At 68.0% G+C, this 25,800-nt stretch carries 24 protein-coding genes; 9 read left to right on the top strand and 15 right to left on the bottom strand.

Features of this window, described 5'->3' with window-relative positions; translation table 11 throughout:
• Positions 1-32 precede the first annotated feature (32 nt).
• Positions 33-2,822 carry a cache domain-containing protein gene (locus B9N97_RS14035; protein ID WP_085087465.1) on the bottom strand — a complete coding sequence of 930 codons (2,790 nt, stop codon included), beginning with the start codon at positions 2,820-2,822 and terminating at the stop codon, positions 33-35.
• Between the two features lie 240 nt (positions 2,823-3,062).
• On the opposite strand from B9N97_RS14035, the gene B9N97_RS14030 reads away from it, so the two are divergent.
• Together B9N97_RS14030 and B9N97_RS14025 are read left to right on the top strand one after the other, a co-directional pair.
• Positions 3,063-3,386: a DUF485 domain-containing protein gene (locus B9N97_RS14030; RefSeq protein WP_085087462.1), complete on the top strand. Its 324-nt coding sequence runs from the start codon at positions 3,063-3,065 to the stop codon at positions 3,384-3,386.
• A complete protein-coding gene (locus B9N97_RS14025) occupies positions 3,383-5,053 on the top strand; it encodes a cation acetate symporter (protein ID WP_085087459.1) in 1,671 nt (556 codons plus the stop codon). The genes B9N97_RS14030 and B9N97_RS14025 overlap by 4 nt, the downstream gene beginning before the upstream one ends.
• A gap of 61 nt (positions 5,054-5,114) precedes the next feature.
• Here the strand turns inward: B9N97_RS14025 and B9N97_RS14020 are convergent, their stop codons facing one another.
• Both B9N97_RS14020 and B9N97_RS14015 read right to left on the bottom strand, forming a co-directional pair.
• Positions 5,115-5,336 carry a hypothetical protein gene (locus B9N97_RS14020; protein WP_085087455.1) on the bottom strand — a complete coding sequence of 74 codons (222 nt, stop codon included), beginning with the start codon at positions 5,334-5,336 and terminating at the stop codon, positions 5,115-5,117.
• A 53-nt stretch (positions 5,337-5,389) separates the two neighbouring features.
• Positions 5,390-7,429, bottom strand: coding sequence for a sensor histidine kinase (locus tag B9N97_RS14015; RefSeq protein WP_085087453.1), 2,040 nt, complete (start codon positions 7,427-7,429; stop codon positions 5,390-5,392).
• Positions 7,430-7,735: 306 nt separating this feature from the next.
• Between B9N97_RS14015 and B9N97_RS14010 the strand changes: the two genes are divergently transcribed.
• Complete coding sequence (locus B9N97_RS14010) at positions 7,736-7,978, top strand: hypothetical protein (RefSeq protein ID WP_085087450.1); 243 nt, start codon at positions 7,736-7,738, stop codon at positions 7,976-7,978.
• Positions 7,975-8,217 (top strand): hypothetical protein, encoded by a 243-nt coding sequence (locus B9N97_RS14005; RefSeq protein WP_085087447.1) that lies wholly within the window; start codon positions 7,975-7,977, stop codon positions 8,215-8,217. The genes B9N97_RS14010 and B9N97_RS14005 overlap by 4 nt, the downstream gene beginning before the upstream one ends.
• 28 nt (positions 8,218-8,245) lie before the next feature.
• On the opposite strand, the gene irrA is transcribed toward B9N97_RS14005, so the two are convergent.
• From irrA to B9N97_RS13990, 3 genes are all read right to left on the bottom strand, one after another.
• Positions 8,246-8,668, bottom strand: a complete 423-nt coding sequence (irrA, locus tag B9N97_RS14000) for an iron response transcriptional regulator IrrA (RefSeq protein ID WP_432264200.1) — start codon at positions 8,666-8,668, stop codon at positions 8,246-8,248.
• A gap of 222 nt (positions 8,669-8,890) precedes the next feature.
• Positions 8,891-10,288, bottom strand: a complete 1,398-nt coding sequence (locus B9N97_RS13995) for an NAD(P)H-dependent flavin oxidoreductase (protein ID WP_167393305.1) — start codon at positions 10,286-10,288, stop codon at positions 8,891-8,893.
• 242 nt (positions 10,289-10,530) lie between these two features.
• Positions 10,531-11,286, bottom strand: a complete 756-nt coding sequence (locus B9N97_RS13990; RefSeq protein ID WP_085087441.1) for a glycerophosphoryl diester phosphodiesterase — start codon at positions 11,284-11,286, stop codon at positions 10,531-10,533.
• A gap of 66 nt (positions 11,287-11,352) precedes the next feature.
• Between B9N97_RS13990 and B9N97_RS13985 the strand changes: the two genes are divergently transcribed.
• Positions 11,353-12,390, top strand: coding sequence for a lysine-2,3-aminomutase-like protein (locus B9N97_RS13985; protein ID WP_085087438.1), 1,038 nt, complete (start codon positions 11,353-11,355; stop codon positions 12,388-12,390).
• A 10-nt stretch (positions 12,391-12,400) separates the two neighbouring features.
• Here the strand turns inward: B9N97_RS13985 and B9N97_RS13980 are convergent, their stop codons facing one another.
• From B9N97_RS13980 to B9N97_RS13955, 6 genes are all read right to left on the bottom strand, one after another.
• Positions 12,401-12,739, bottom strand: a complete 339-nt coding sequence (locus tag B9N97_RS13980; protein ID WP_244560715.1) for a GIY-YIG nuclease family protein — start codon at positions 12,737-12,739, stop codon at positions 12,401-12,403.
• Positions 12,740-12,818: 79 nt separating this feature from the next.
• Entirely contained in the window at positions 12,819-13,349 is a 531-nt protein-coding gene (locus tag B9N97_RS13975; RefSeq protein ID WP_085087432.1) for a tryptophan-rich sensory protein, read from the bottom strand.
• A 46-nt stretch (positions 13,350-13,395) separates the two neighbouring features.
• Positions 13,396-14,421 carry a DNA polymerase III subunit delta gene (holA, locus tag B9N97_RS13970; RefSeq protein ID WP_085087429.1) on the bottom strand — a complete coding sequence of 342 codons (1,026 nt, stop codon included), beginning with the start codon at positions 14,419-14,421 and terminating at the stop codon, positions 13,396-13,398.
• An 18-nt stretch (positions 14,422-14,439) separates the two neighbouring features.
• Positions 14,440-14,982 (bottom strand): LPS assembly lipoprotein LptE, encoded by a 543-nt coding sequence (locus B9N97_RS13965; protein WP_085087426.1) that lies wholly within the window; start codon positions 14,980-14,982, stop codon positions 14,440-14,442.
• Positions 14,969-17,539: a leucine--tRNA ligase gene (leuS, locus tag B9N97_RS13960; RefSeq protein WP_085087423.1), complete on the bottom strand. Its 2,571-nt coding sequence runs from the start codon at positions 17,537-17,539 to the stop codon at positions 14,969-14,971. The genes B9N97_RS13965 and leuS overlap by 14 nt, the downstream gene beginning before the upstream one ends.
• A gap of 91 nt (positions 17,540-17,630) precedes the next feature.
• The gene (locus tag B9N97_RS13955) at positions 17,631-18,170 is read right to left on the bottom strand and encodes a DUF3576 domain-containing protein (protein ID WP_085087420.1); all 540 of its coding nucleotides are present in this window, start codon (positions 18,168-18,170) and stop codon (positions 17,631-17,633) included.
• A gap of 334 nt (positions 18,171-18,504) precedes the next feature.
• Between B9N97_RS13955 and B9N97_RS13950 the strand changes: the two genes are divergently transcribed.
• The 3 genes from B9N97_RS13950 to B9N97_RS13940 all read left to right on the top strand — a co-directional run bounded on the left by B9N97_RS13950 (position 18,505) and on the right by B9N97_RS13940 (position 22,553).
• Positions 18,505-19,665 carry a porin gene (locus B9N97_RS13950; RefSeq protein WP_085087417.1) on the top strand — a complete coding sequence of 387 codons (1,161 nt, stop codon included), beginning with the start codon at positions 18,505-18,507 and terminating at the stop codon, positions 19,663-19,665.
• A gap of 354 nt (positions 19,666-20,019) precedes the next feature.
• On the top strand, positions 20,020-21,114 hold the full coding sequence (locus B9N97_RS13945) for a porin (RefSeq protein WP_085087414.1): 1,095 nt from the start codon (positions 20,020-20,022) through the stop codon (positions 21,112-21,114).
• A gap of 350 nt (positions 21,115-21,464) precedes the next feature.
• Positions 21,465-22,553, top strand: a complete 1,089-nt coding sequence (locus tag B9N97_RS13940; protein ID WP_085087411.1) for a porin — start codon at positions 21,465-21,467, stop codon at positions 22,551-22,553.
• A gap of 76 nt (positions 22,554-22,629) precedes the next feature.
• On the opposite strand, the gene B9N97_RS13935 is transcribed toward B9N97_RS13940, so the two are convergent.
• Positions 22,630-23,232: a hypothetical protein gene (locus B9N97_RS13935; RefSeq protein WP_085087409.1), complete on the bottom strand. Its 603-nt coding sequence runs from the start codon at positions 23,230-23,232 to the stop codon at positions 22,630-22,632.
• A gap of 159 nt (positions 23,233-23,391) precedes the next feature.
• On the opposite strand from B9N97_RS13935, the gene B9N97_RS13930 reads away from it, so the two are divergent.
• Positions 23,392-24,135, top strand: a complete 744-nt coding sequence (locus B9N97_RS13930) for a YggS family pyridoxal phosphate-dependent enzyme (RefSeq protein ID WP_244560714.1) — start codon at positions 23,392-23,394, stop codon at positions 24,133-24,135.
• A gap of 27 nt (positions 24,136-24,162) precedes the next feature.
• Here B9N97_RS13930 and B9N97_RS13925 read toward each other — a convergent pair whose 3' ends face one another.
• The gene (locus tag B9N97_RS13925) at positions 24,163-24,720 is read right to left on the bottom strand and encodes a L,D-transpeptidase family protein (RefSeq protein ID WP_085087403.1); all 558 of its coding nucleotides are present in this window, start codon (positions 24,718-24,720) and stop codon (positions 24,163-24,165) included.
• The gene (locus tag B9N97_RS13920) at positions 24,717-25,688 is read right to left on the bottom strand and encodes a hypothetical protein (protein ID WP_085087400.1); all 972 of its coding nucleotides are present in this window, start codon (positions 25,686-25,688) and stop codon (positions 24,717-24,719) included. Before B9N97_RS13920 ends, B9N97_RS13925 begins: the two co-directional genes overlap by 4 nt.
• Between the last annotated feature and the right edge of the window lie 112 nt (positions 25,689-25,800).

The following is a 25,800-nucleotide window of genomic DNA, read 5'->3' as shown; positions in this document are numbered from 1 at the left end:
TTTTTCAGGTGCATTCCCTTGGCCCGATCATATCAGACCGGCGCGGGTTCGGCGGCGTGGCCGATGGCCGCCACCAGGTCCCGCTTGTCCCATGGCTTGCGCAGTATGACGGCATCGGCGGGCACGTCGCCATACTCGACGGCGAATCCGCTGACCAGAACCACCCGCATGGCCGGCCGCAGCAGCCGGGCGCGCCGCGCCAGCTCCACCCCCGACAAACCGGGCATGACGATGTCGGAGACCAGCAGCGACAGCCCGTCGATCTGCTCCACCAGCTCCGCCGCCTCGTCGCCGCTGGCCGCCTCCACCACCGAGAAGCCGAGGTCGACCAGCTGCTGGCGCATCACCTGCCGCACGTCGTCATTGTCCTCCGCCACCAGCGCAAGTTGGCCGGACCAGCCACCGGGCTGCGGTTCGGCCGAAGCCGGATCGGCGTCCGGCAGGCGCGCCACCGGCTCGGCCCGCGGCAGCAGCAGGGTGACGGCGGTCCCCTCCCCCGGCCGGCTGTCGATGCGCAGATAACCGCGCGACTGCTTGACGAAGCCGTAGACCATCGACAGCCCCAGCCCCGAACCCAAAGCCTTCGTCGTGAAGAAGGGCTCCACCGCACGGGCCAGCGCCTCCGGCGTGAAGCCGGTGCCGGTGTCGCTGACGCGGATTTCCAGATAATCGTCGGGCCGGACCGGCTCGTCGAAGGACTGGTCGCCCTCCACCCTGCGGATGCCCACCGCGATCTCCAGCCGCCCGCCGTTGGCCATGGCGTCGCGCGCGTTGATGGCGAGGTTGACCAGCGCGTTCTCCAGCTGGGTCTGGTCGGCGATGGTCCAGCACTCCCGCCCCTCCTCCGGCACGCCGATGGCGATGGAGCTGGGGAAGGAGCGGCGCAGCAGCACCGCCATGTCGCGCAGCAGGCCGCACAGCTCGATCGGTTCCGGCTTCAGCGGCTGCTGGCGCGAGAAGGCGAGCAGCCGGGCGGTGATGTCGGCGCCGCGGCGGCCGGCGCGCTGGGCCGGCTCCAGATAGGCGTCCAGCCCCTCCACCGCGGCGTAGCGGTCGCGCGCCGCCGACAGGTTGCCGATGATGATCGACAGCAGGTTGTTGAAGTCGTGCGCCAGCCCGCCCGACAGCTGCCCGACCGCCTTCAGCCGTTGCGCCTCCACCAGCTGGCGTTCGGTCTGCTTCTCGTCGGTGATGTCCAGCGTCAGCACGAACAGGCCGGTGACGGCGCCCTCCTCCAGTCCGCCCTCGCCGCGATGCGGGATCAGCGTCGTCTTGGTCACCATGTCGCGGCCGTCGCGCGGGAAGGCGTATTCGAAGGTCACCACGTTTCCCGACAGGCAGCGGTCGAGATGGGGACCGAGCGCCGCCATCGCGCGCCGGCCGACCACGGCGGCAAGGTCGCGGCCGATCACCTCGGCCTTGTCGCGCCCGACCAGCTCGGCCCAGCGCAGGTTGGCGAAGGTCAGCCGCCCGTCGCGGTCCAGCCCGGCGATGCAGGCGGGAATGGCGTCCAGGATCACGCGCTGCCGGGTTTCCGCCTCCGCCAGCGCGGCGGTGCGGTCGCGCACCCGGCTGTCCAGCGTGGCGACGGTGTCGCGCAGCTGCCGGACCATGCCGTCGAAGGCGGTACCCAGCAGCCCGATCTCGTCACCGCGGCGGATGCCGCTCTGGGCGTCGAGATCGCCGGCGCGCACCTGCGCCGCGGTGTCGGCCAGACGGCGCAGCGGCCTGACCAGCCGACCGACCGCGATGTAGCCGAGCAGGCTGCCCGCCGCCATCAGCGCCATGCCGATGGCGAGGATGCGGTTGCCCAGCACCACCGACGACCGCCGCAGCTCGTCCACATAAACGGACGAGGCGATGTACCAGTCGAACCCCTCGAAATGCCGGACCCAGCTGATCTTCTCATAGGCGTAGTTGCCGGGATCGTCGGGCTTGTCCCACAGGTAGGTCAGCGGCACCCCCTTGGCGGCGGCGACCTTCAGATCCTCGGCGATGGGACGCCCGGTTGCCGAATTCAGCCGGTCGCCGAAGGCCGTGCCCTCGATGTTCGAATTCGGGTGGATGATCATCCGGTTCGCCGAATCGAAGATGTAGAGATAGCCGGTGCGGGCGATGCGCAGCTTGCGCAGGGCCTGGCGCAGATCCTCGATGGCCTCGGCCTTGCGCCGCTCCACCTCAGCATCGACGTCGGCCAGATAGGCGCCGGTGCCGACGATGATGCCGCGCTTCGGCAGATCCTTGAAGAAGCTGAGCTTCGGCGCCCGCTCGTCGCCGTTGGGGCGCCACCACGGGTAGGTCTGGAACCCCTCGCCCTCGCGCTTTGCGGTGGCGACGATGGTGGGCAGGATGTGGCGGCCGAGATTGTCGCGCAGGTCGTCGGCCTTCCGCCCCTCATAGTCGGGCGACGGGTGGGACAGGATCACCGAGTCGTAGCCGATGGCCCAGACATAGTCGCCGTTGCCGTAGCGGAAGGCGTGCAGCCCCTCCATCGCCTCACGCCGGGCCTCCTCCATGGTGATCTCGCCGCGGTCGGCGCGGGCATAGACATGCTCGATATAGCCGACCGCCAGCTCCAGCACGTCGCGCAGGCGGGTCTTGTACGACTCCACCGTGGACGTCCGCTGCTCCTCCAGCCCGACGCGGATGCGGCTGACCAGCTCGAACACGTTGTCGAGGATGGTGCGGCTGGCGTCGCGCTCGATCTCGTAAGCCTTCTCCTCGATGAAGGGGACGGAGAAGACATAGGCCGCGGCGGAGAACAGCCCGAGCGAGATCAGGATCGCCGAGAACAGCCGGAGGAACAGGGGCGAGCGGATCATTTTCCGGGCGGTGCGGCAGGATTCGGGGAGTGGGGAGGCGCCGTCATCATCCCAGCTTCGCCGCCGCGCCTCAACGCGAATCGCGTGTGATTGTTGCCTGAATTGCGCTGAAACAATTCGTCATATTTCCGGGAAATTTGCGAAACAGTGTTTTGTTAGCCGAAAAGCCATAAGCCGAATCAGGCATCACCCAACGCATAACCCGACACATAACAAGGACGTCCAGCGTCTGGAGGAAACATGCACTCCCCCGCGAACAACCCGGTTTACGAGAGGGTCCGCCGGAACCCCAAATTCCAGGAACTGGTGCGCCAGCGCAGCCGGCTCGCCCTGATCCTGTCGGTCATCGTGCTGGTCGGCTACTACAGCTTCATGATGGTGGTCGCCTTCGCGCCGGACCTGCTGCACAAGCCGATGTCCGACGACTCGGTCCTCAGCGTCGGCTTTCCCATCGGGGCGGGGATCATCATCCTGTCCTGGCTGCTGACCGGCGTCTATTCCCACTTCGCCAACGGCCGTTTCCAGGACCTGACCGACGAGATCACGCGGGAGACGCTGCAATGACCGCCCGCCGCATCCTCCTGACGGCGGCTGCCGCCACCCTGTCCGCCGTGCCGGCGCTGGCCGCCGGCGATGTCGGGCAGTTGGAAAAGCAGCCGATCAACCTGTCGGCCATCGGCATGTTCATCGCCTTCGTGGTGATGACGCTGGGCATCACCTACTGGGCGGCCAGCCGCACCCGCTCGACTTCCGATTTCTACACCGCGGGCGGCGGCATCAGCGGTTTCCAGAACGGTCTGGCCATCGCCGGCGACTATATGTCGGCCGCGACGCTGCTGGGCCTGTCGAGCCTGGTGTTCGCCAAGGGCTATGACGGCTTCGTCTACACCATCAGCTTCTTCGTCGGCTGGCCGATCATCCTGTTCCTGCTGGCGGAGCGGCTCCGCAACCTCGGCCACTTCACCTTCGCCGACATCGCCTCGTACCGGCTGGACCAGGGCAAGATCCGCACCTTCGCCGCCATCGGCTCGCTGACGGTGGTGTGCTTCTACCTGATCGTCCAGATGGTCGGCGCCGGCCAGCTGATCAAGCTGCTGTTCGGGCTGGACTACAACGTCGCGGTGATCGTGGTCGGCGTTCTGATGGTGGTCTACGTCACCTTCGGCGGCATGATCGCCACCACCTGGGTGCAGATCATCAAGGCGGTGCTTCTGCTGGGCGCCGGCGTGATCCTGGCCTTCCTCGCCCTGTCGCGCTTCGGCTTCAGCCTGGAGGCCATCGCCAAGAGCGCCATCGCCTCGCACAAGGACGGCGTGAAGATCATGGGGCCGGGCACGCTGCTGGCCGACCCGGTGTCGGCGGTGTCGCTGTCGCTGGGCCTGCTGTTCGGCACCGCCGCGCTGCCGCACATCATGATGCGCTTCTTCACCGTCCCCAACGCGCGCGAGGCCCGCAAGTCGGTCTTCTACGCGTCGGGCTTCATCGGCTTCTTCTTCCTGATCGTCTGCGTGCTGGGCATGGCGGCGATCACCATCGTCGGCACCGACCCGCAGTTCTTCGAAGGCGGCAAGGTCGGCGGCAAGCTGATCGGCGGCGGCAACATGCCGGTGATGCATCTGGCCAAGGCGTTGGGCGGCGACCTGTTCCTGGGCTTCCTGTCGGCGGTCGCCTTCGCCACCATCCTGGCGGTGGTGTCGGGCCTCGCCCTGGCCGGCGCCTCGGCCATCGCCCACGACCTTTATGCCCGCGTCATCCGCAAGGGCGAGGCGACGGAGCGCGAGGAGATGCGCGTGTCCAAGATCGCGTCGCTGGTGCTGGGCGTGCTGGCCGTGGTGCTGGGCATCGCGTTCGAGAAGCAGAACGTCGCCTTCCTGGTCGGTCTGACCTTCGGCGTCGCGGCGTCGGTGAACTTCCCGGTGCTGATCCTGTCGATGTACTGGAAGGGGCTGACCACCCGCGGCGCGCTGGCGGGCGGCATCGCCGGCCTGATCTCCGCGGTCACGCTGGTGATCCTGTCGAACGCCGTGTGGGTCGTCGTGCTGAACAACCCGAAGCCGATCTTCCCCTACGAGCAGCCGGCCCTGTTCTCGATGACGCTGGCCTTCCTCGTCACCATCATCGTGTCGAAGCTGGACAGCAGCGCGTCGGCCCGTGCCGAGCGCGACGCCTTCGAGGATCAGTTCGTCCGCTCCCAGACCGGCATCGGTGCCGCCGCCGCGGCCAAGCACTGACAGCCTTGAACTGAGAAAAAAGCGCCCTTCCCCGGCACCGGGGAGGGGCGCTTTCCGTTTGTCAGCCCGCCGAAACGCTGTTGTCCTTGCGGCGCGACAGCTGCACCTGCCCGTCCAGGCATTTGACGTAGCCGGTCTTGCCCGGCTTCAGCCCGTCCAGGATGGTCACCAGCGCCCGCGGGATCGCCGCGAATTCCTTGGAGCCGCGCGACTGGCCGTTGTAGGCGGCGATGTGCTTGCGCAGCTCCTCCTTGGACACCGGCTTCCCGTCATTCCCGATCATCTCGTCCGCCTTTCGATCCGCATCACCGCCAACAGGCTTGAGTGCCGACAGGCTTACGCCGGCAATCCGTCCGCCGCAACCGGCGGGCCGACGCGGGTCGCCGGGAAGCGGATGGTGACGGTGGTGCCGCGGCCCGGCTCGCTGTCGATGCACAGGCATCCGCCATGCAGGGTCATCAGATCGCGGCAGATCGACAGCCCCAGGCCGGTGCCGCCGAACCGTCCGGGGATGCTGCTGTCGGCCTGCTGGAACGGCTCCAGGATACGGGTCAGCGCTTCCGCCGGAATGCCGATGCCGGTGTCGCGCACGGAGATGGCGATCCCGCCGTCCTCCTCCTGCACCGCGCCCACCGTCACCCGGCCGCCGCGCGGGGTGAATTTCACCGCGTTCGACAGCAGGTTCAGCAGCACCTGCCGCAACGCGCGCTCGTCGGCCAGCAGGCGGGGAAGGCCGGGGGCGCCGTCGACCGCCAGCAGCACGCCGCCGGCATCGGCCGGCACCGCGGCCAGCGCCCGGCAATTCTCGATTGTCCCAGCCGGTTCCAGCCAGCTTTCATCCAGCGTGTAGCGCCCGGCCTCCAGCTTCGACATGTCCAGCACGTCGTTGATGAGGTCGAGCAGGTGCCGGCCGCTGTTCTGCACATGGCGGGCATAGTCGCGGTAGCGCGGGCTGCCCAGCGGGCCGAACAGCTCGTGCAGCATGATGTCGGAAAAGCCGATGATGGCGTTCAGCGGGGTGCGCAGCTCGTGGCTCATGGTCGCCAGGAAGGCGCTCTTGGCGCGGTTGGCGGCCTCCGCCTGATCGAGCGCCGCGGCGAGCCGCGCCGCCGCCTCCACCCGTTCGGTGATGTCGCGCGCCTCCACCACCAGCACGGTCACCGCCCCCCGGTCGTCGAACACCGGCTTGATCGTCACGTCCATCACGCGGGTCGCCTCGTCGGACACCACATCCGTCTCGTAGCGGACGAAGCGTCCCGACGCCGCCTTTTCGATGGAGTTCCGAAATGCCGCCGCCAGTTCGTCCGTGCGGGCCCAGCCGCGGAACTCCCAGGCCGGGTGCCCGACCAGGGCTTCGGCCGGCAGCCCGGCCAGCGCGCAGGCCGGCTGGTTCAGCGCCAGAACCCGTCCATCGGGCGACAGCAATCCCATGATCTGGAAACTGCTGTCGAACAGCGCCTGCGACCGCCGGTCGCTGGCCCGCAGCGCCTGCGTAGTCGTCTCCAGCCGCCCGAGCTGCCGCAAGGCCAGCATGGCCAGCAGCATCACCACCACCGAAACCGCCGCGGTTTCCAGGACGCGTTTCCAGCGGTCGTTGTACCAGCCGGCCAGCACGTCGTCGGTGCGGATGCGGACATAGACGTACAGCGGCAACCCCGCCACCCGGCGGACCGTGCCGATGCGCTCGCGCCCTTCCGCCGGGTCGAAGCCGGACAGCGTCCGCGCGGCTTCACCGGCAGGCAGCCGCGGCAGAAAGGCGGCGAAGGCGGAGCGGTCCTGGTCCAATCGCAGACCGGTCCGCGAATAGGCCAGAACCGCGCCATTCTCGCGATAAAGCAGGATGATGCTGAGCGGCCCGATGTTCTGGCTGGCATAGAGCCGGGTGAAGCGGTCGAGGTCGAGCACCGCCACCGCCATCCCGCTGCCGTCCGTCAGGGGCCGGATCATGGCCGCCCGCCAGCCGCCGTCGGCCGTCTGGTATGGCCCGACGAAGGTCGCCGAGCCGCCGCGCACCGCGTCGGCCAGCGGGGTTCCGGCGACCGAGGCCATGTTGTCCAGGCCGGCGGCCTGCCGCACCCGCCCGTCGCGCTCGACGATCAGCAGGGTCCGCAGTGCCAGTCCGGGGCCGGAATCCATGCCCGGCGGCTCCGCCGTGCCGCCCAGCAGATGGGCGGGAATCCGCCCGCTCTCCGTCATCGCGTGCAGGGAATAGCCGGCAACGACCACGACGCGCCGGGCGTCCTCCTCCAGAAGGATCGACAAGTTGACGGTCTGGCGCAGCCCGTCCTGGATCGCCCGGTTGCGCGCACGGTCGAGGTCGGCGTAGGCGACCAGCCAGAATCCGGCGATCACCGCGACAAGCAGGCCGATTCGCAACGCGGCAACCGGCGGCAGGGACGACAGGCGCCACCGTCTCCCGCGTGCGCCACCGTCCGGTTCGGAGAGATCCGTCAAAGAGAATGGCCCGCCGCAACTGAATTCCGAAACGACGTCAAGCCGGAAAGGCCGGACGCGGCGAACTGTAGCATGCCGACGCGGGACATTTCACGTTCGCATACCCCTGATCCGTGCAGAAGTTGCAACGCGGTGCATGATGCCCGGTTCGGGAAAAGTTTGGCTCGACAAAGCCGCCCGCCCGCGCTTCTCTGCCCAACGACGATGTAAGGGAGGGTCCGGACCGGCATGCTGCAGGATTTCATCGATGGCCTGTCTCAGGGGCCGTTCTTGGGGCTGATGCTGTTCCAGATCGCCATCGTCTGGCCCTTGTCGCGCATCCTGCGGCGGGCCGGCTTCTCGCCGCTGTGGGCCCTGTTCTCGCTGGTTCCGCTCGGGCATGTCGTGCCCATCGGCGTGATGGCGCACAGCCGCTGGCCGGTCCTGCCGGCGCGTCAGGCGCGCAAGGTCAAGGCACGGAGGACGGCATGACGGAGACCGTGATCCATCTGGGCTTCTGGGAACTGCTGATCGGCTCGATCGTCACGATGTACATGCTGATCGCCGGCGGCTGGGTCCTGGCCAAGGCGGGGCGCAGCCCGCTGTGGATCCTGCTGCTGCTGTTCCCCTACATCAACGTCCTGGCGGTCTGGGCCTTCGCCTTCATGCGCTGGCCTTTCGTCGACCGCGCGCCCAGCGCCACCGAACCGGGGCCGGTCGACGGGACCTGAGCGCGAAACGGGTTCAGCAGAAACGGCTTCAGTGATCGTCCTGAATCAGCCGGACGATCACGTCGACGCGGGCGACGCGGGTGCCGGCGGGAGCGGCCGGAAGATTCTGCACCATCAGCCGGTCGGCGGGAATGTCCTCCAGCCGGCCGGTGGATTCGACGAAGAAATGGTGGTGATCGCTGGTGTTGGTGTCGAAATAGGATTTTCCCGATTCCACCACCACCTCGCGCAGCAGGCCGGCGGCGGTGAACTGGTTCAGCGTGTTGTAGACCGTCGCCAGCGAAACCGGCAGGTCGGCGGACAGCGCCTCGCCATGCAGCTGTTCGGCGGTGACGTGCCGGTCGCAACCTTCGAACAGCAGCCGGGCAAGGCCGAGGCGCTGGCGGGTCGGGCGCAGGCCGGCAGCGTTCAGCCGGTCGAGGACTCGCTTGAAGGGGCGTTCGGCGGTCATCATGGGCGTGGCCCCCGTGCTGTCGAATTCGGGATCGAACATAAGGTCCAACACTGAACCGCGGCACATGGCCGCAATCCGTTCAACTGTAAAACCATTCGGAAAGGCCGCGCAAGTTATTGTCGCACCGACGTCAACCGGACGGCACAAGCGCGGCGGGGAAACGCAAAGGCCGCCGGCGATGTCCCGCCGGCGGCCTTGCCCGTCCGATGATGGCCCCGGTCAGTAACCGGTGGCGATCCGTTCGACCAGCTGCTTCACCGTCGGGATGAAGCCGTCGTTGTAGTAGGGATCGCTGGCGAAGCGGTAGGCGTTGTGCCCGGCGAACATCAGCTGGTTTTCGCAGTCGTCGGTATGGCTGACCGCCTGGAGCGTCTTCTGGATGCAGAAGGAGCGCGGATCGGCGCGCTTGCCCGTCGTCCCCTCCTCGTTCTGCGCCCAGTTGGAGAAGCCGCAGGCCGACAGGCAGCCCATGCAGTCGACCTGATCGTGCAGGATCTTTTCCGACTGCTGGGGGGTGACGAAGACCAGCGTGCTGTCCGGCGTCTTCAGCGCGGTGGTGAAGCCCTGGGACAGCCAGCCCTCGGCGCGCTGCTTGTCGCTTTCGGTCACATAGACCGGACGGCCGCGCGGACCGACCGGGAATTCGGCCGAATGCTCGCCCACCGGCTTGGACAGGTAGGCGACCTGGCGCTCGGAGCGCGCCATCAGGTCCAGCAGGAACGGGTTCTTCACCGCCGACGAATAGAAGCCGGTGGGGGAGAAGCGGTTCAGGAAGACGTCGCCCGGCTGCAGCGCGACCAGCTTGCGCTTCCACGCCATGGAGATCGGGCTCTCCTGGGTCAGCAGCGGACGGGTGCCGAACTGGAAGGCGACCGGACCCAGGTCGGGGTTGTCGATCCAGTCCTCCCACTCCGACAGCCACCAGACGCCGCCCGCCATCACGATGGGGGTGTCGTTCAGGCCGAAGCTGTTCATCATCTGGCGCAGGGCCAGGACGCGGGGGAACGGATCCTCCGGCTTCTGCGGGTCCTCGGAGTTGGACAGGCCGTTGTGGCCGCCGGCCAGCCACGGATCCTCGTACACCACGCCGCCCAGATGCTCGCGGAACTTGTGGTAGGCGCGCAGCCACAGCGCGCGGAAGGCGCGGGCCGACGACACGATCGGGTAGTAATGGACGCCGTAGCGCACCGCGATCTCGGCGACCTTGTAGGGCATGCCGGCGCCGCAGGTGACGCCGTGGATCAGACCCTGGGCGCCTTCCAGCACGCCGTGCAGGATGTGCTCGGCGCCGCCCATCTCCCACAGGACGTTCATGTGGATGCGGCCATTGCCGTTCGACGTCTCGTGCGCGATGCGCGCCTGGGCAATGCCGCCCTCGATGCCGAAGGCGATCAGCTCGTTATGGCGCTCGCGCCGGGTCTTGCCCTTGTAGATCTGCGGCAGAAGGTTGCCGTTCTCATCATAGCTGTCGGCGTTGACACCCGAGAAGGTGCCAATCCCGCCGGCAGCCGCCCAGGCGCCGGAGCTTTCGCCGTTGGACACGGCAATACCCTTGCCACCCTCGACGAGCGGCAGAACCTCCCGGCCGGACATCGGCAACGGCTTCAACGCCTTCAACGAACCCTCCAAAGACCGAACGTGGCATCCCGTGGGACGCCGGACCAAAGCGGCGGACTACCAGACGACGAAAGGCTCCGCCGGAATCCGCGTGGGTTCCGGCGGGATCGCCAGTGCGGTTCTATATATGAGGAATTGGCGCGCCCTACGAGCGGATTCATCCCCCCGCGCAAAAAACGTTCACGATTTGCCGCAGTCGCGAACGGAAGCGTCAGCGTATCGACCGGTCCCCCGGCGGATCATCAGGCGTCCGATCCGGCGAGCGGTCCCAGTTCCCGCGCCAGCCGGCCGGGCGCGTCGGTGAAGACCGCCGACACGCCCCAACCGAACAGCGTCCGGGCACGCCCGGCGTCGTTGACGGTGTAGGACAGCACCGGCCGGCCGGTGGCACGGTATTCCGCGATGCTGTCGGCGGTCTGGCGGCTCTGGTCGACGTTCAGGGTGGCGGCCCCGATGCGGTCGGCGATCGCGGCCCAATCGGCCGGCGGGTCCCACAGCAGGTAGCCGCGCGGGATCTCCGGCCACAGCCGCTGCGCCACCTCCAGGCAGGGCACCTCGAAGCTGGAGAGCAGGAGCGGCCGGTCCGACGGCCACAGCGGCCGCAGAATGTTCAGCGCCACCTCCGCCGTGATCTCCTCCTGCCCCGGATAGGGTTTGATCTCAAGGTTCAGCCCGAGGCCCAGTTCGCGGATCAGGTCCACCGCCGCCTCCAGCGTCGGCACCCGTTCGCCGACGAAGGCGGCATCGAACCAGCGTCCGGCATCGAGCTGCTGCAGTTCCGCCAGATCCAGCAGCGGCACGGCGCCGGTGCCGGTGGTGGTGCGGTCCAGCGTGTCGTCATGGATCAGCACCGGCCGCTGGTCGCGGGTCAGCATGACATCCACCTCCACCCAGCGGGCGCCCTGGCGGGCGGCTTCGCGGATCGAGGCGAGGGTGTTTTCCGGAGCGCTTTCCTTGGCGCCGCGGTGGCCGATCAGGCGGGGAAGAGTCGACAGCATGGGTCTCGCAGGAGTAAGAGCGGTCGCTTTCCTACATGACCCATTCCGTCGAAGCGGGAAAGAGCGATGAAGGCCCTGCACAGCGTTTCCGATCTGGTGGCCGCCGGGCTGATGACGCCGGAGGCCGGCGAGGCCGTGCGTACGGTCGCCGACCGCTATGCCGTGGCGCTGACCCCGTACCTGCGCGAGACGCTGGCCGGACGTACGGACCCGCAGGATCCGCTCTATGCCCAGTACGTCCCCTCCCCCGCCGAGGCGTACAGCACGCCGGAAGAGCTGGAAGACCCGATCGGCGACGGCGCGCGTAGCCCGGTGAAGGGCATCGTCCACCGCTATCCTGACCGGGTGCTGCTGAAGCCGCTGCATGCCTGCGCCGTCTATTGCCGCTTCTGCTTCCGCCGCGAGATGGTCGGTCCCGGCGGCGAGGCGCTGTCCGCCGACGAGCTGGAGGCGGCGCTGGCCTACATCCGCGATCACCAGGAGGTCTGGGAGGTCGTCATCACCGGCGGCGATCCGCTGCTGCTGTCGCCGCGCCGGCTGCGCGGGATCGTCCAGGCGCTGTCGGCCATGCCGCATGTCGGCATCGTCCGCCTGCACAGCCGCATCCCCGCCGCCGACCCGGAGCGCGTCACCCCGGAACTGCTGGAGGCGCTGACCGCCCCCGATCTCGCCACCTGGGTCGCCGTCCACATCAACCATGCCGACGAGCTGACACCGCCGGTACGCGCCGCCCTCGCCCGGCTGGTGGAGGCCGGCATCCCGCTGGTCGGCCAGACCGTGCTGCTGAAGGGCATCAACGACAGCCATGCGGCGCTGGAGGCTCTGTTCCGCGGCCTGGTGCGCAACCGGGTCAAGCCCTATTACCTGCACCATCCCGACCTCGCCGCCGGCACCAGCCATTTCCGCCCGACCCTGGCCGCGGGGCAGGCGCTGGTGACCGGCCTGCGCGGCAAGCTGTCCGGCCTGTGTCAGCCCACCTATGTCCTCGACATCCCCGGCGGCCACGGCAAGGCCCCCGCCGCCGCGGCCTGGATCGAGGAGCAGGGCGAGGATCGATATCGCGTCACCGACTTCACCGGCCGGGTCCACGATTACCGGGGCTGAGCGCCCGCCCTCAGATCGCCTCCGCCCCCATCGTCGCCGCCCAATGGGCGACACGCGCCTTCAGCGCGGCGGTGCGGGCGAAGGCGAGGTCCTCGTCCTCCAGCCGTTCGACGATGTCGAAGGCCAGCGACTCGGGCCCATGGGCATTCCAGGCCGCCTGCAGGCTGCGGTGCGGACAGCCGCCCATCTTCAGCTGGAACCAGATCCGGTTCTGGATCTTGTCGAGATCGGGCGCGCCGCCCACCCACACCATACCGGCAGCCCCACAGCGGACGGCGAACACGCCGGCCACGCTCTTGCGCTCTTTGTAGGCCGCCACCGCCGCCTTGCGGTCCTCTTTGCCAACCACGCCCGGCCTCCCCGCATGCATCATCGTTCCCGACTGGTTATACCCGGGTGATATTCAGTGCAAGGATTTTATCCGGGTATTATCCCCAGAGGGCCGGGGTGCCGAACAGCGGATCGGGGTTGATCAGCGCGTTGTGGATGCCGACCACCGACGCGAAGCCGGTCCACAGGATCAGCGGCGTCCAGATCAGCGCGATGCTGCGGTCGTCCCGCGCCACCAGCGCGATGCAGACGGAGGTGATGATGAAGAAGGACACCGTCCAGACCGCGGCGAGGATCGAACTGCCCAGCGTGAAATAGACGAGGCTGAAGGTGGCATAGATCACCCAGGTCACCGCCTGCAGGCCGATCAGCAGGCCACGGCTGCGGATCCGCCGCGCCGGGTCAAGCAGACGGATGTCGCCCCAGATCTGGAAGACGTTCAGCGTGAACCACATCACCGGGAACACCCATCCCGGCGGCTGCAGCGGCGACGGCTGGTGCCCGGCGAAGGGCTGGCCGCCGCGTTCGACGAAGCCCCAGGCGTTGACGATGACCCAGAACAGCAGGGGTTGCCACCAGCGCACCCGGAAGGGGGCGGGCGGTGGCGCGGTGTCTATGGCGTCGCTCATGCCCCGCGAATTAGCGCACCGGCCCCAATGGTCAAGTCAGCGCCCCTTAGCGCCGGGCGCCCAGCGAAGCCAGTTGGAACAGCACGCGGGCGCAGAGCGTCTCGTCCGGCATGTTGGTGCGCTTGCAGTCGGCCTCGGCATCGACCAGCCGTTCCAGCGCCTGCCGGACATGGTTGGGCGACCAGTGGCGCGCCTGTTTGACCAGCCGGGTCTTCAGCTTGAAGAAGACCGGCGGGCGCAGCGACTCGACGGCGGCCTCCGGCGACTTGCCGGCGGCGACCTGGGCGGTCAGCAGCTGCAGGCGCTGGAAATGGCGCTGGGCGCCGCGCAGGATCGGCACCGGCGAGGTGCCCTCGGCGAACAGCCGCGCCAGCGAACGGTCGAGCGTGGCGAAATCGCCCTCCGCCGCCGCCCACACCGGCTCGTCCATCGACAGGGCGGCGCTGTCGCCGATGCAGGCCTGGGCATCCTCCAGCCGCACGCGCTTTTCACTGCCCATGTAGAGCGCCAGCTTCTCCACCTCGCCGCGGGCCACCATGCGGTCGCCGACGAGGTTGGCGGCCAGGAAGCTCAGCACGTCGGGATCGGCGGTCAGCCCATGGCCATGCAGGATGTCGGCGATGACGCGGCCGAGCGATGCCTCCTCCTCGACATAGCAGGGGATCGCGGCGGCGGCGTCCGCGCCTTCGAACAGAAGCCGCAGCTTGGAGCGGGCCGACAGGTCGCCCGACTCGACCACCACAAGGCTGTCGCCCGGCGGCAAATTCTCGAAGAAGGCGGTGAAGGCGGCGGTGCTGTTGTCCTCCGCGTCGCGGACGCGGATCAGGCGCCGGCCGCCGGTGAAGGAGATCGCCGCGGCCTCGTCCGCCAGCCGCGCCGGATCGTCGGCGATGGCGCGCCCCTGGAACTCGGCGACGCGGAACGGATCGGACAGGTCCTGCACCACCGTCTTGCCCAGCGTCTGGGCGCGGTCGCGCACGAGGCCCGAGTCGGGGCCATAAAGCAGCACCGCCCGAACCTTGCGGTCCGGGCTGCGCAGAAAACCGTCGATCGCCTTGGGCTGGAGCTTCACCCGTGCATCCCCGGCCGGTCAGGACCCGCGGCCGAGATACATGGCGACGCGGGTGGTGATGTCGTTGGAAATGTCCTCGAGCGCCCGGTCATAGGCGCTCTGCACCGTCACGATGGCGGCGTAATGCTGCTCCAGCGTGTTGTAGCTGATCATCGAGCGCGAGCTGGACTGGAACACCACCTGACCGGTCTGGGTGTCGGTCAGACGGTAGGGGGCGTTGACCAGCAGCTGGGCGCGCACCGCGGTGGCGTCCTTCTGCAGGGCCAGCTTCTGCTCCGATGCCGACAGCGCCACATCCAGCCGGTAGCGCGGATTGCTCGGCCGCTCCGACGGATAGAAGTTGTCGATCAGCAGGTTGCGGAGCTTCTGCCCTTCCCGGTCGGGGATCGACGCGATGTCGACCTCCATCAGCCGGTCCGCCGCGGCGGACCCAACCCCCTTGCCGCCGTAGAGCGGCTGGAAACCGCAGCCCGACAGCGACAGGGCGGACAGGCCGAGCGCGAGGGCGAACAGCCCCCGCGCCACAGCCTGACGGAACGGTCTGGTATCAGACGACGACATTGATCACCCGGTTCGGGACGACGATGACCTTGCGCGCCGGCTTGCCGTCCATGGCGCGCTGGACGTTGGCGTCGGCAAGCGCCGCCTGCTCCGCCGCGTCCTTGTCCATGTCGCGCGGCAGTTCCAGCGTGGCGCGCAGCTTGCCGTTGACCTGCACCGCGACCTTGACGCTGTCCTCCACCACCAGGGTGGGGTCGGCTTCCGGCCAGGGCTGGTCGGCCAGCAGGGTGGAGTGCCCCAGCTGTGCCCACAGCTCCTCGCCCAGATGCGGCATCATCGGGCCGACGAGACGGACCAGCGACTCGAAGCCCTCGCGCAGGACCCAGGCCTCGCCCTCGCCGGTGCCGTCCAGTTCGCCCAGCGCGTTGGACAGCTCGCGGACGCGGGCGACCGCCTTGTTGAAGCGGAACTTGTCGAGATCCTCCGACACGCCGGCGATGGTCTTGTGGACCAGACGGCGGGCGGCCTCGGCCTTCGGGCCGAACGACTCAAGCTTCGGAGCGCCGGCTGCCGGCAGTTCTACCGGCGCCTCGGTCACCATCCGCCACAGGCGGTTGATGTAGCGCCAGGCGCCGTCGATGCCGGCCTCGGTCCATTCCAGGTCGCGTTCCGGCGGGCTGTCCGACAGCATGAACAGGCGGGCGGCGTCGGCGCCATAGGTGCCGATGATGTGCGCCGGGTCCACCACGTTCTTCTTGGACTTCGACATCTTCTCGACGCGGCCGACGGTGACCGGCTCGCCGCTGTCGGCCCGGACCCACTCGCCCTTGTCGTTCTTCGTCAGGTCGGTCGGGGCCAGCCAGGCGCCGGTGCCGGCATCCTTGTAGGTCTCGTGGTTGACCATGCCCTGGGTGAACAGGCCGGTGAACGGCTCCTCCAGATCCAGATAGCCGCAGGTCTTCAGCGCGCGCGTCCAGAAGCGGCTGTAGAGCAGGTGCAGGACCGCATGCTCGATGCCGCCGATATACTGATCGACGCCCAGCCAGTAATCGACCGAGTCGCGGGTGAAGGCCGCATCCTCGGTCTTCGGCGAGCAGAAGCGGGCGAAATACCACGACGACTCGATGAAGGTGTCGAAGGTGTCGGTCTCGCGCAGCGCCGGCTTGCCGCAGGTCGGGCAGGTCGTGTGCTTCCAGGTCGGATGGTGGTCCAGCGGGTTGCCGGGCTTGTCGAAGGTCACGTCCTCCGGCAGCACGACCGGCAGCTGGTCGTCCGGAACCGGGACGATGCCACACGACTCGCAATGGATGACCGGGATCGGGCAGCCCCAATAGCGCTGGCGCGACACGCCCCAGTCGCGCAGGCGGTACTGGGTGGTGCGCTCGCCCTGGCCCGCCGCCTCCAGCCGCTTGCCGGCCTCCTCCTTCGCCGACTCGGTGTCGAGCCCGTCGAGGAAGGCGGAGTTCCGCAGCACGCCGGGGCCGGTGTAGGCCTCGGCCCCGACATCGAAGGTCGCCGGGTCGGCGTCGGCCGGGATCACCACCGGACGGACCGGCAGCCCGTACTTGCGGGCGAAATCCAGGTCGCGCTGGTCATGCGCCGGGCAGCCGAAGATCGCGCCCGTGCCGTATTCCATCAGCACGAAGTTGGCGACGTAGACCGGCAGCTCCCACGACGGATCGAAGGGATGCACGACCTTCAGGCCGGTGTCGAATCCGCGCTTCTCCGCCGTCTCGATCGCTTCCTCGCTGGTGCCCAGCCGGTTGCACTCGGCGATGAACTCGGCCAGGTCCGGGCTGGACGCGGCCAGTTCGGCGGCCAGCGGGTGATTCGGGGAGATCGCGGCGAAGGAGGCGCCGAACAGCGTATCGGGCCGGGTGGTGAAGACCTCCAGCTCCTCGTCGCGCCCCTTGATCTTGAAGCGGAAACGGACGCCGGTGGACTTGCCGATCCAGTTCTCCTGCATGATGCGGACACGCTCGGGCCAGCGGTCCAGCGTCTCCAGCCCCTTCAGCAGGTCTTCGGCATAGGCGGTGATCTTCAGGAACCACTGCGACAGCTTGCGCTTCTCCACCAGCGCGCCGGTGCGCCAGCCGCGGCCGTCGATCACCTGCTCGTTGGCGAGAACGGTGTTGTCCACCGGGTCCCAGTTCACCCAGGACTCCTTGCGGTAGGCGAGGCCCGCCTTCAGGAAATCCAGGAACATCTTCTGCTCGTGGCGGTAATACTCCACGTCGCAGGTGGCGATCTCACGGTCCCAGTCGATGGACAGGCCCATCGTCTTCAGCTGCCCGCGCATGGTCGCGATGTTCTCGCGCGTCCAGGCGGCGGGGTGGACCTTCTTCTCCAGCGCGGCGTTCTCGGCCGGCAGGCCGAAGGCGTCCCAGCCCATCGGGTGCAGGACGTTGAAGCCCTTGGCACGCTTGAAGCGCGCGATCACGTCGCCGATGGTGTAGTTGCGGACGTGGCCCATGTGGATGCGCCCCGACGGATAGGGGAACATCTCCAGCACATAGTATTTGGGCCGGGAGGCGTCCTCGCGCGCGGTGAAACAGCCCTTGCCGTCCCACACGCCCTGCCACTTCGCCTCGGTTTCCTTGACATTGTAACGCGACATGAGCGCGACGCCGTTTTCCGTTGTACCAGATGACCGGATGCTTGCCTGACTTGCCCCCACCGGCCCGAGAAGGCCGGCGGAGGCCGCCGCGTCAGCGGGCGGCGGCGTTCTGCGCGACGCGAAGCTGGCGGGCGCGGGTCAGCACCGCATCCTCCAGCTGGCCGGCGGTCTCCGGCCCGACCGCGACCTCGCGCCAGTCGTTGCCGGTCCGCTGCTGGCGGAACACCGACACCCGCACGCCGTCGGCGCGCAGCTGGCGGTCCATGATGTAGAGGTTGACCTTGAACCGCTCGTTCGGCGACTCGGGCGGGGTGTACCAGTCGGTCAGGATCACGCCGCCGAACGGATCGGCCGAAGCGATCGGCATGAAGGACAGCGTGTCGAGCGAGGCGCGCCACAGGAAGCTGTTGACGCCGATGCCGCCGGAGCTGTCCTGGTCGCCGCCGCGCTTGTTCTTGCCGAACAGGTTCAGGCCGCCGTCGGTGCCGAGCAGGCTGCCGAACTTGTAGTCCTTGTTCTTCATCTGCTCTTCGACGGTTTCGGTCTTGCCGCCCCAGCTTGCGCAGCCGGCGATCGAGACGGAAGCCGCGAGCAGTACAGGGACAAGGCGAAGGGCGGTCGAACGGCGCATGGTCGGGAACCCGGTTCAGAAATGGGGTTGCCGCGCGCGAGTCACGCGCGGAATGCCGGTGAACAGACCATAAGTGGACGGCCCCACGCAACAGCGGAAGCGTCTTTGCCCCGCCTCGCGACAACAGCACGACAACAGGCGGGGTCTGCCGGCTTCGACTGTGGCGGGGCGGACAGGGGGGCCTTCTTAGTGTGCTCCGTGCGACACACTGTCCCCCCAATGCAGCAATCGGGGAGATTTGCCGCTTGCTGGCAAGGGCGGGGGTGCGTACGAAAGTCTCAGCCAGGACGTCAACCAGGCTGAAACATCTGCTGCCAGGATGGAGGCAACAATCATGAACCGTTATCTGCTGGCCGGCGCCGCTGCCGCCGCTCTCGCTTTCGGCGCTGGCGCCGCCAACGCCCAGGCCAAGTTCGAAGTCAAGGTCGGCGGCGACGCCTACTTCGAAGCCGGCTACGTCGATCAGGATCTGGACTCCGGCCTGCGTTCGACCGAATTCCGCAACCGCATGCGCATCAACATCATCCCGTCCGCCAAGGCCGACAACGGCCTGGAGTACGGTGCCCGCATGCGTATCCGCGCCAACTCCGGCGCCAGCAACAACCGCACCACCGACGCTGACCGCGCCTACATCTTCGCGCAGGGCACCTTCGGTCAGGTCCGCATGGGCGTGACCAACTCGTTCAACGACGAGACTTACGTTTCGGCCCCGACCGACTACCTGCCGCTGGCGCTGGTCGATCAGGTCCAGAACTACTTCGGCCCGAACACCAACATCGGTGGCAACGGCCCGGCCACGACCGTTACCGGCAACAGCATCATTTGGCCGTCGCTGAACCCGGACGGCAACGCCACCAAGATCGTTTACTTCTCCCCGCGCTTCGCCGGTCTGCAGCTGGGCGCCAGCTACACCCCGCGTAACGACAGCTCGGGCACGGACGTGAACCGCGTCGACACCGTCGGCACCTTCGCCGCCGGCGGCAACGGCACCTACCAGGACATGGTGGAAGTCGGTGCGAACTACAACAACACCTTCGGCGGCGTGACCGTCAAGGCCAGCGCCGGTTACATGTGGGGTGATGCCGTCGGCAACGTCGCCGGCTCGAACTACAAGGACCTGAACGCCTGGCAAGTCGGCGCCAGCGTCGGCTACGCCGGCTTCGCCGTCGGCGGCAGCTACACCGACTTCGGCAAGTCGGGCCTGAACGACCGTACCGGCCTGTTCACCGAGAACACCCGCAACTGGGTTGTCGGCGCTCAGTACACCACCGGCCCGATCGTCGTCGGCGCCAACTACAAGAACGGCAAGGACGCCGGCTCGGTGGCCCTGGCTGGCGACCGCGAGCTGCAGGTCTACGAAATCGGCGTCGGCTACACCGTCGCTCCGGGTCTGACCCTGCAGGCTCAGTACGACTACTTCGACCTGGACGGCGAGACCTCGGCGCTCAGCGACAAGGGCAACGTCGTGCTCGTCCGCACCGTCCTGGCGTTCTAATCGATCCTCGATCGAACGTCCGGAAACGGAAAGAGAGGGCGGTGGCTTCGGCCACCGCTCTTTTTTTATGCCCAAAACCTGTGCCCGTGGCGCGGGCAGAGCGCCCAAAAGCTGGGCCTCAAATGCGCCAAAAAAGTGGCAAAGCCAATTTTCCCTTTTTTTTCAGCGAGTTAATTGTGTGCTTTTCCCGCAACTGTGTTGCGGATGCGTGAAAGCACGTCAGTTTCCCCCTTGCCGGGCAAAACAACTCGCGATTAAGTCATACACATAAGGTCCCTGACCGGAAGGTCACGGCCGAAAGCACAACCGCCGCTCCCGGTCAAAACGGGGCGTATGCACAAGGATGGACAATCCATGAAGCGCTCTCTCGTCATCGGCTGTGCAGCCGTCGCCCTCGCCGCCGGCTGCGGCACCGCCTCGGCCCAGTCCAAGTTCGACGTCCTGCTGGGCGGCGATGCGTTCTTCCAGGGCGCCTATGTCGACCAGGACAACGACAACGGCCTGCGCAAGACCGAGTTCGCCAACCGCTTCCGCCTGACCGTCACCCCGACGGCCAAGGCCGACAACGGCCTGGAATACGGCGCCCGCCTGCGTCTGCGCGCCAACAACGGCACCAGCAACGCCCGCACCACCGATTACGACCGCGCCTACATCTTCGTGAACGGCACCTTCGGTTCGGTGCAGGCCGGCGTGACCAACGGCCCGTCGGACGACTCGGGCGTCATCGGCCCGAACATCGACGGCATCTCGGGCAGCCCGGACGGCTTCTACAGCATCTACTACGGCGTCACCTCGCTGCCGTACGTGACGGGTGCGCTGCGCACGCTCGAGTCGGGCGACGCCAGCACCAAGATCGTCTACTCGACCCCGAGCTTCGCCGGCTTCAAGCTGTCGGCCGCCTACACCCCGACCTACGGCAGCAGCGGCACCGACGTGAACCGCCGCAAGAACGTCACCTACAACGACATGGGTGAAATCCAGGCCTACTATAAGGGCGCCTTCAGCGGCGTCGGCCTGGAAGCCAGCGTCGCCTACCAGTTCGCCCAGGCCCCGACCGGCTTCGAAGACCTGTCGTCGGTCCACGCCGGCGCCACCATCTCCTACGGCGCCTTCGCCCTCGGCGGCAGCTATGCCTTCAGCGGCGACAGCGGCTATGCCAATGGCCACACCGGCGTCGACGACAACCAGGTCTGGATCGTCGGTGCCCAGTACACCCTGGGTCCGGTGATCCTGGCCGCCACCTACACCGACGCCAAGGGCGCCAATGTCGGCACCGGTGCCGCCACCGCCGCCGACTATGCCCGCGCCCACATCTATCAGGCCGGCGTGACCTACACCGTCGCCCCGGGCCTGACCACGGGCCTGGAGTACAGCTACGTCGACAACAAGTCGGGCGGCATCAACAACGATGCCAACATCGTTCTGTGGGACACCCGCTTCGCTTTCTAAGAAGCGGTCCCCTGGCAGCAGACGCGAAGGCGGCGGAGAAATCCGCCGCCTCTTTTTTTGTTCCGCCGGCCTACTGGATCACCGCGACGTACCAGCCGAAAGAGTTAACCCTTCCGAGTGAGAATGCGGCGATCTCCTTGCAAGCAATCGCCGGAAAATCGCCAAACACTTAGTATATGAATTTACATGATCCGGGAGTGCGTGTTTTTCCCGTCACTGTCATCGGGATGCGGGGACTTCCACCATCGCGGCCACTTGTCCGCCGGTGGGTGACGGGATTAAGTCTTGGAGCACAAGACACCGCTCGCGCCCTGCTTCCCATGGGGCGCATGCATCCAGGATGACACCCCATGAAGCGCTCTCTCGTCATCGGCTGTGCAGCCGTCGCCTTCGCCGCCGGCTGCGGCACCGCCTCGGCCCAGGCCAAGTTCGATATCCTGTTGGGTGGCGACGCCTATTTCCAGGGCGCCTATGTCGACCAGGACAATGACACCGGGCTGCGCCAGACCGAGTTCGCCAACCGCTTCCGCCTCAACATCACCCCGACGGCCAAGGCCGACAACGGCCTGGAATATGGTGCCCGCCTGCGCCTGCGCGCCTCCGGCGGCACCGCCAACAACCGCAGCACCGACAGCGACCGCGCCTTCATCTTCGTGAACGGCGGCTTCGGCACGGTGCAGGCCGGCGTGATCAACGGCCTGTCGGACGAATACGGCATCATCAGCCCGAACGTCGAAGGCATCGAGGGCTCGCCCGACGCCCAGTACCTGAACTACTACGTGAACGCCACCGGCGCCCCCTATGTGCTGGGCAGCCTGCGCACGCTGGAGTCGGGCGACGCCAGCACCAAGATCGTCTACCTGACGCCGAGCGTCGCCGGGTTCCAGGTCGGCGCCGCCTACACCCCGGTGTATGGCAGCAGCAACACCGACGTGAACCGCCGCAAGAACAGCACCGCCTATCACGACATGGCCGAGGTCCAGGCCACCTACAAGGGCGAGTTCGGCGGCTTCGGCGTGGAGGCGAGCGCCGCCTACCAGTTCGCCAAGGCGGCCAGCGGGCTTGAGGATCTGTCCTCGGTCCATGTCGGCGCCAATGTGTCCTATGCCGATTTCAAGATCGGCGGCAGCTACGCCTTCAGCGGCGACAGCGGCTATGCCACCGGCACCCGCGGCGTGGACGATCAGCAGGTGTGGATCGTCGGCGCCAACTACACGCTGGGTCCGGTCATCCTGGCCGCCACCTACACCGACGCCAAGGGCATCGACAGCAACTTCGCCGGCCTGAACTCCCGCGCCCATGTCTGGCAGGCCGGTGTGACCTATACCGTGGCGCCGGGCCTGACCACGGGTCTGGAATACAGCTATCTCGACAACAAGGTCGGCGGCGTGAACAACGACGCCAACATCGTCCTGTGGGACACCCGCTTCGCCTTCTGAGCGCGCGCGATCCCCGACGGCACGAACGCGAAAGGCGGCGGAGAAATCCGCCGCCTTTTCGTTATTCCGGACCGCCTTATTTCTTCGGAGCGGATTTGGGCTGGTCGGCCTTGGCGTCCTTGGCCGCGGTGTCGCACATCATGAACAGCACCGACGACTCCAGCGGCGTCCAGACCAGCAGGTAGCGTTCCTTGTTGCGGTCGGCGAGGAAGGAGATGGTTTCCGGATCGGTCACCGACTTGGGGTGGATTTCCCCCAGCAGATAGCCGAGCCGGCCGTAATTCGCCATCGTCCCCTGGAAGATATAGTCGAGCCGCTCCTGATCGTCCTTCGCGATTTCCCAGCCGAACTGTTCCTGCCGCACGCAGCGGCGGCCGTATTCGTCCAGAATCCTGTCCATGAAGCCGCGATAGGTGCCGTCGTCCGTCAGCGGAAAGGCCGGCTCGCTGAAGCGCACCTTGGTCATCGGCGAGCCGAGCATCTGCTTGGCCTTGCCTTGCTTGGCGCCGGGCTTCGCCTGGGTCTCGGCTTTGGGCGCCGCAGGTTTGGCGGCCGGCTTCCCATGATCCTCGGCGTGGGCGGGAGTGGCGACGGACCAGACGGCGAGCGCGGCGGCAAGGAGGCCGGCGGGGGCCGCCGACGTCAGGACGGAGAGCAGGGAACGAAACGGACTCCGCATGCGGAGGTCTCCTCGATATGCAAAAACGATGACGATCCCCCGCACCGGCGGACCGGACGCAAAGGGCATGGTCGCTTGGGGCGCTTGCGTTTCCGCGGACCGTCCGCTAACACGCCGCGGAAGCGCTGTACACCCGCAGCGACCGGATTGGGGGCGGCCATGACGACGACGCAGGGCACTGGCAGAGATACGCGAACCGGCGCCGAAGCAGGCGGTTCCGCCCACGCGGACAGCGTGGCGGCACGGCTCGACTCGGTGCGCCGCGCCATTGCGGAAACGGCATCGGCCTGCGGGCGCGGCGACGGTTCGGTGACGTTGGTCGCCGTGTCGAAGACCCATCCGGCCGAAGCGGTGGAGGAGGCGCTCGCCGCCGGCCAGCGCGTGTTCGGCGAGAACCGGGTGCAGGAGGCCAAGGCCAAGTTCCCGGCGCTGAAGGAGCGCTTCCCCGAACTGGAACTGCACCTGATCGGTCCGCTGCAGACCAACAAGGTCCGGGAAGCGGTCGCCCTGTTCGACGTGATCCAGACGCTGGACCGCCCGAAACTGGCGGAGGCGCTGGCGGGGGAGATGGCGAAATCCGGCCGCCGTCCCCGCTGCCTGATCGAGGTCAACACCGGCGAGGAACCGCAGAAGGCCGGCATCGCCCCGGCGGAGGTCGAAGCCTTCCTGGCCGACTGCCGCGACCGGCTGGGGCTGCCCGTCACCGGGCTGATGTGCATCCCGCCGGTGGACGAGGAGCCGGCGATGCATTTCGCCCTGCTGGCGGAGATGGCCCGCCGGCTGGGGCTGTCGGAAATCAGCATGGGCATGAGCGGCGATTACGAGACCGCCGTCCGCTTCGGCGCCACCCATGTGCGGGTCGGCACGGCGATTTTCGGCGCGCGCCCCTACCCGGCCCAATAAAGACCGGCCCAGTAAACAACGGCTTCATCACGCGGCCGGGCCGGCGACGCTCAGCGCGCTTCCCGGCCCGCAGTCCTTCAGCAGGCGCAGCATGTCGTCGGGCGCCAGCGCGACGCAGCCGGCGGTCGGCGCCCGGTCCGGGCGGACGAGGTGCAGGAACACGGCACTGCCCAGCCCCGGCACCACCGGGTCGTCATTGTGCCCCATCACCACCACGACGTCGTAGACGTGATCGTCCCGCCACATCTCCTCGTGGCTGGCGGGATAGGGCCGGATGACCGGACGGTTGTAGGCGGGATCCTCCGGCGCGTCGCACCAGCCGTCCTCCTCGGCGATCGGCTGGAGCGGCAGACCGGTCTCCGGCGCAGCCAGCCGGTCGGCGCGCCACAGCACGCGGCGCAGCGGGAAGCGGCCGACGGGGGTGGCGCCGTCGCCCTCCCGCTTGTCGGCGCGGACGCCGCCGCGGCCCAGCACGCAGGGCACCTCGCCCCCCGGCCAGCGCAGCCGGCCGGTGGTGACCGGCCCGCCATCATTGCCGCCATCGTTGCCGCCGTCATCCGGCGTCACGGTGATTTCGACGGTCATCCCGACACCCGCGTGGTGCTGCTCGCGGTACCCTGCGCCGCCTTGCGCGACTGCTCATACTTGGCGAGGTTGCGCATCATCGTCTCCGACAGCATGTCCGGCGGCACCGGAGTCGGCCCGGCCGCGGGGGCCGCTTCGGCCGGCTGATTTGCCGGCTGCCCGGCGGCGGGCTGCGGCTGGCCGCCGCCATTGCCATTGGCAGCCGCCGCACCGGCGGCGCGCGCATTCGCCGTCACCGCGCCGGGGATCGTCGCGGCATAGCGGGGCGCGCTGTGCTTCGCCAGGGCGGAGCTGGCCAGCGGCGTGTCGCGCGCCGGCATCTTGCTGGGGTGCGGAACCGCCCCGGCCGCGAGCTGCGCCGTCAGGACCGGCGAGGCATCCGCGGATTTGGCGGCGGAGGTGGAGGCCGCAAGCCGGACCGGCTGCCCGGCCGCGGGCTGCGCCGGCGCCGACCCGAGATCGGCGGGCTTGGCGGCGGCCAGCGCGGCGGCGAGCCCGCCGGCGGGCGCCTGCTGCGCCTGCTGTGGCTTCGCGGGGGGCTCCGCGGGGGAGCCGGACGCCGCCGGCCCCCCCGAGGCGTCCGCGACGGCGGTGGAGGCGGCGGGATGGTCACCGTCCCCAAAGCCGAGCGAGGCCATGACCGTCTCGCCGACATCCTGACCCGTCGCCTGTTCGACCACCGCGTTGGCGATGGAGGCCATGCCGCCGACCACGCCGCCATATAGCATGTCGCCCATGATCCGCATGGACGGCTGGATGGTGTCGCCGGTGATCTCGCGATAGACGGTGCTGACGATCGGGATGTGCTGCAGCGGGTTGATGATGTCCAGGAAGTCCCAGAAGGACATGTCGCCCTGGATTTCCACCGGGCCGCCATTGTGGCCGTCGCTGATGACCGGCGACGCCTTTTCGCGCGGCGCCGGACGCTGGACGGCGCTGCTGTCGATCATGGTGGCGTCGATGGCCATGGGCGGTCTCCCGGCTCGGTGGTCACGACAGGGTACAGCAAGCGGCGTGCCAAGCCGGGGCGCCCGATCCGAAGCGGAATCGACCGATTCGCGAGGATCCGGACGGCCGGCA

Source organism: Azospirillum oryzae, from assembly GCF_900177515.1.
In the GTDB taxonomy this organism is placed as follows: Bacteria; Pseudomonadota; Alphaproteobacteria; order Azospirillales; family Azospirillaceae; genus Azospirillum; species Azospirillum oryzae_A.
Note: the sequence above shows the minus strand (reverse complement) of the source record. Positions and strands in the feature narration are given on the sequence as shown.

Bases quoted from the DNA above. Each gene is read 5' to 3' on its own strand.
- B9N97_RS13940 (WP_085087411.1), top strand. From the start codon at position 21,465: ATGAAGCGCTCTCTCGTCATCGGCTGTGCAGCCGTCGCCTTCGCCGCC.
- B9N97_RS14030 (WP_085087462.1), top strand. From the start codon at position 3,063: ATGCACTCCCCCGCGAACAACCCGGTTTACGAGAGGGTCCGCCGGAAC.
- B9N97_RS13965 (WP_085087426.1), bottom strand. From the start codon at position 14,982: ATGTCGTCGTCTGATACCAGACCGTTCCGTCAGGCTGTGGCGCGGGGG.
- B9N97_RS13925 (WP_085087403.1), bottom strand. From the start codon at position 24,720: ATGACCGTCGAAATCACCGTGACGCCGGATGACGGCGGCAACGATGGC.
- B9N97_RS14025 (WP_085087459.1), top strand. From the start codon at position 3,383: ATGACCGCCCGCCGCATCCTCCTGACGGCGGCTGCCGCCACCCTGTCC.
- B9N97_RS14005 (WP_085087447.1), top strand. From the start codon at position 7,975: ATGACGGAGACCGTGATCCATCTGGGCTTCTGGGAACTGCTGATCGGC.
- B9N97_RS13990 (WP_085087441.1), bottom strand. From the start codon at position 11,286: ATGCTGTCGACTCTTCCCCGCCTGATCGGCCACCGCGGCGCCAAGGAA.
- B9N97_RS13930 (WP_244560714.1), top strand. From the start codon at position 23,392: ATGACGACGACGCAGGGCACTGGCAGAGATACGCGAACCGGCGCCGAA.
- B9N97_RS14010 (WP_085087450.1), top strand. From the start codon at position 7,736: ATGCTGCAGGATTTCATCGATGGCCTGTCTCAGGGGCCGTTCTTGGGG.
- B9N97_RS13945 (WP_085087414.1), top strand. From the start codon at position 20,020: ATGAAGCGCTCTCTCGTCATCGGCTGTGCAGCCGTCGCCCTCGCCGCC.
- B9N97_RS13950 (WP_085087417.1), top strand. From the start codon at position 18,505: ATGAACCGTTATCTGCTGGCCGGCGCCGCTGCCGCCGCTCTCGCTTTC.
- B9N97_RS13985 (WP_085087438.1), top strand. From the start codon at position 11,353: ATGAAGGCCCTGCACAGCGTTTCCGATCTGGTGGCCGCCGGGCTGATG.
- leuS (WP_085087423.1), bottom strand. From the start codon at position 17,539: ATGTCGCGTTACAATGTCAAGGAAACCGAGGCGAAGTGGCAGGGCGTG.
- B9N97_RS14035 (WP_085087465.1), bottom strand. From the start codon at position 2,822: ATGATCCGCTCGCCCCTGTTCCTCCGGCTGTTCTCGGCGATCCTGATC.
- irrA (WP_432264200.1), bottom strand. From the start codon at position 8,668: ATGACCGCCGAACGCCCCTTCAAGCGAGTCCTCGACCGGCTGAACGCT.
- B9N97_RS13955 (WP_085087420.1), bottom strand. From the start codon at position 18,170: ATGCGCCGTTCGACCGCCCTTCGCCTTGTCCCTGTACTGCTCGCGGCT.
- B9N97_RS13920 (WP_085087400.1), bottom strand. From the start codon at position 25,688: ATGGCCATCGACGCCACCATGATCGACAGCAGCGCCGTCCAGCGTCCG.
- B9N97_RS14020 (WP_085087455.1), bottom strand. From the start codon at position 5,336: ATGATCGGGAATGACGGGAAGCCGGTGTCCAAGGAGGAGCTGCGCAAG.
- B9N97_RS13975 (WP_085087432.1), bottom strand. From the start codon at position 13,349: ATGAGCGACGCCATAGACACCGCGCCACCGCCCGCCCCCTTCCGGGTG.
- B9N97_RS13935 (WP_085087409.1), bottom strand. From the start codon at position 23,232: ATGCGGAGTCCGTTTCGTTCCCTGCTCTCCGTCCTGACGTCGGCGGCC.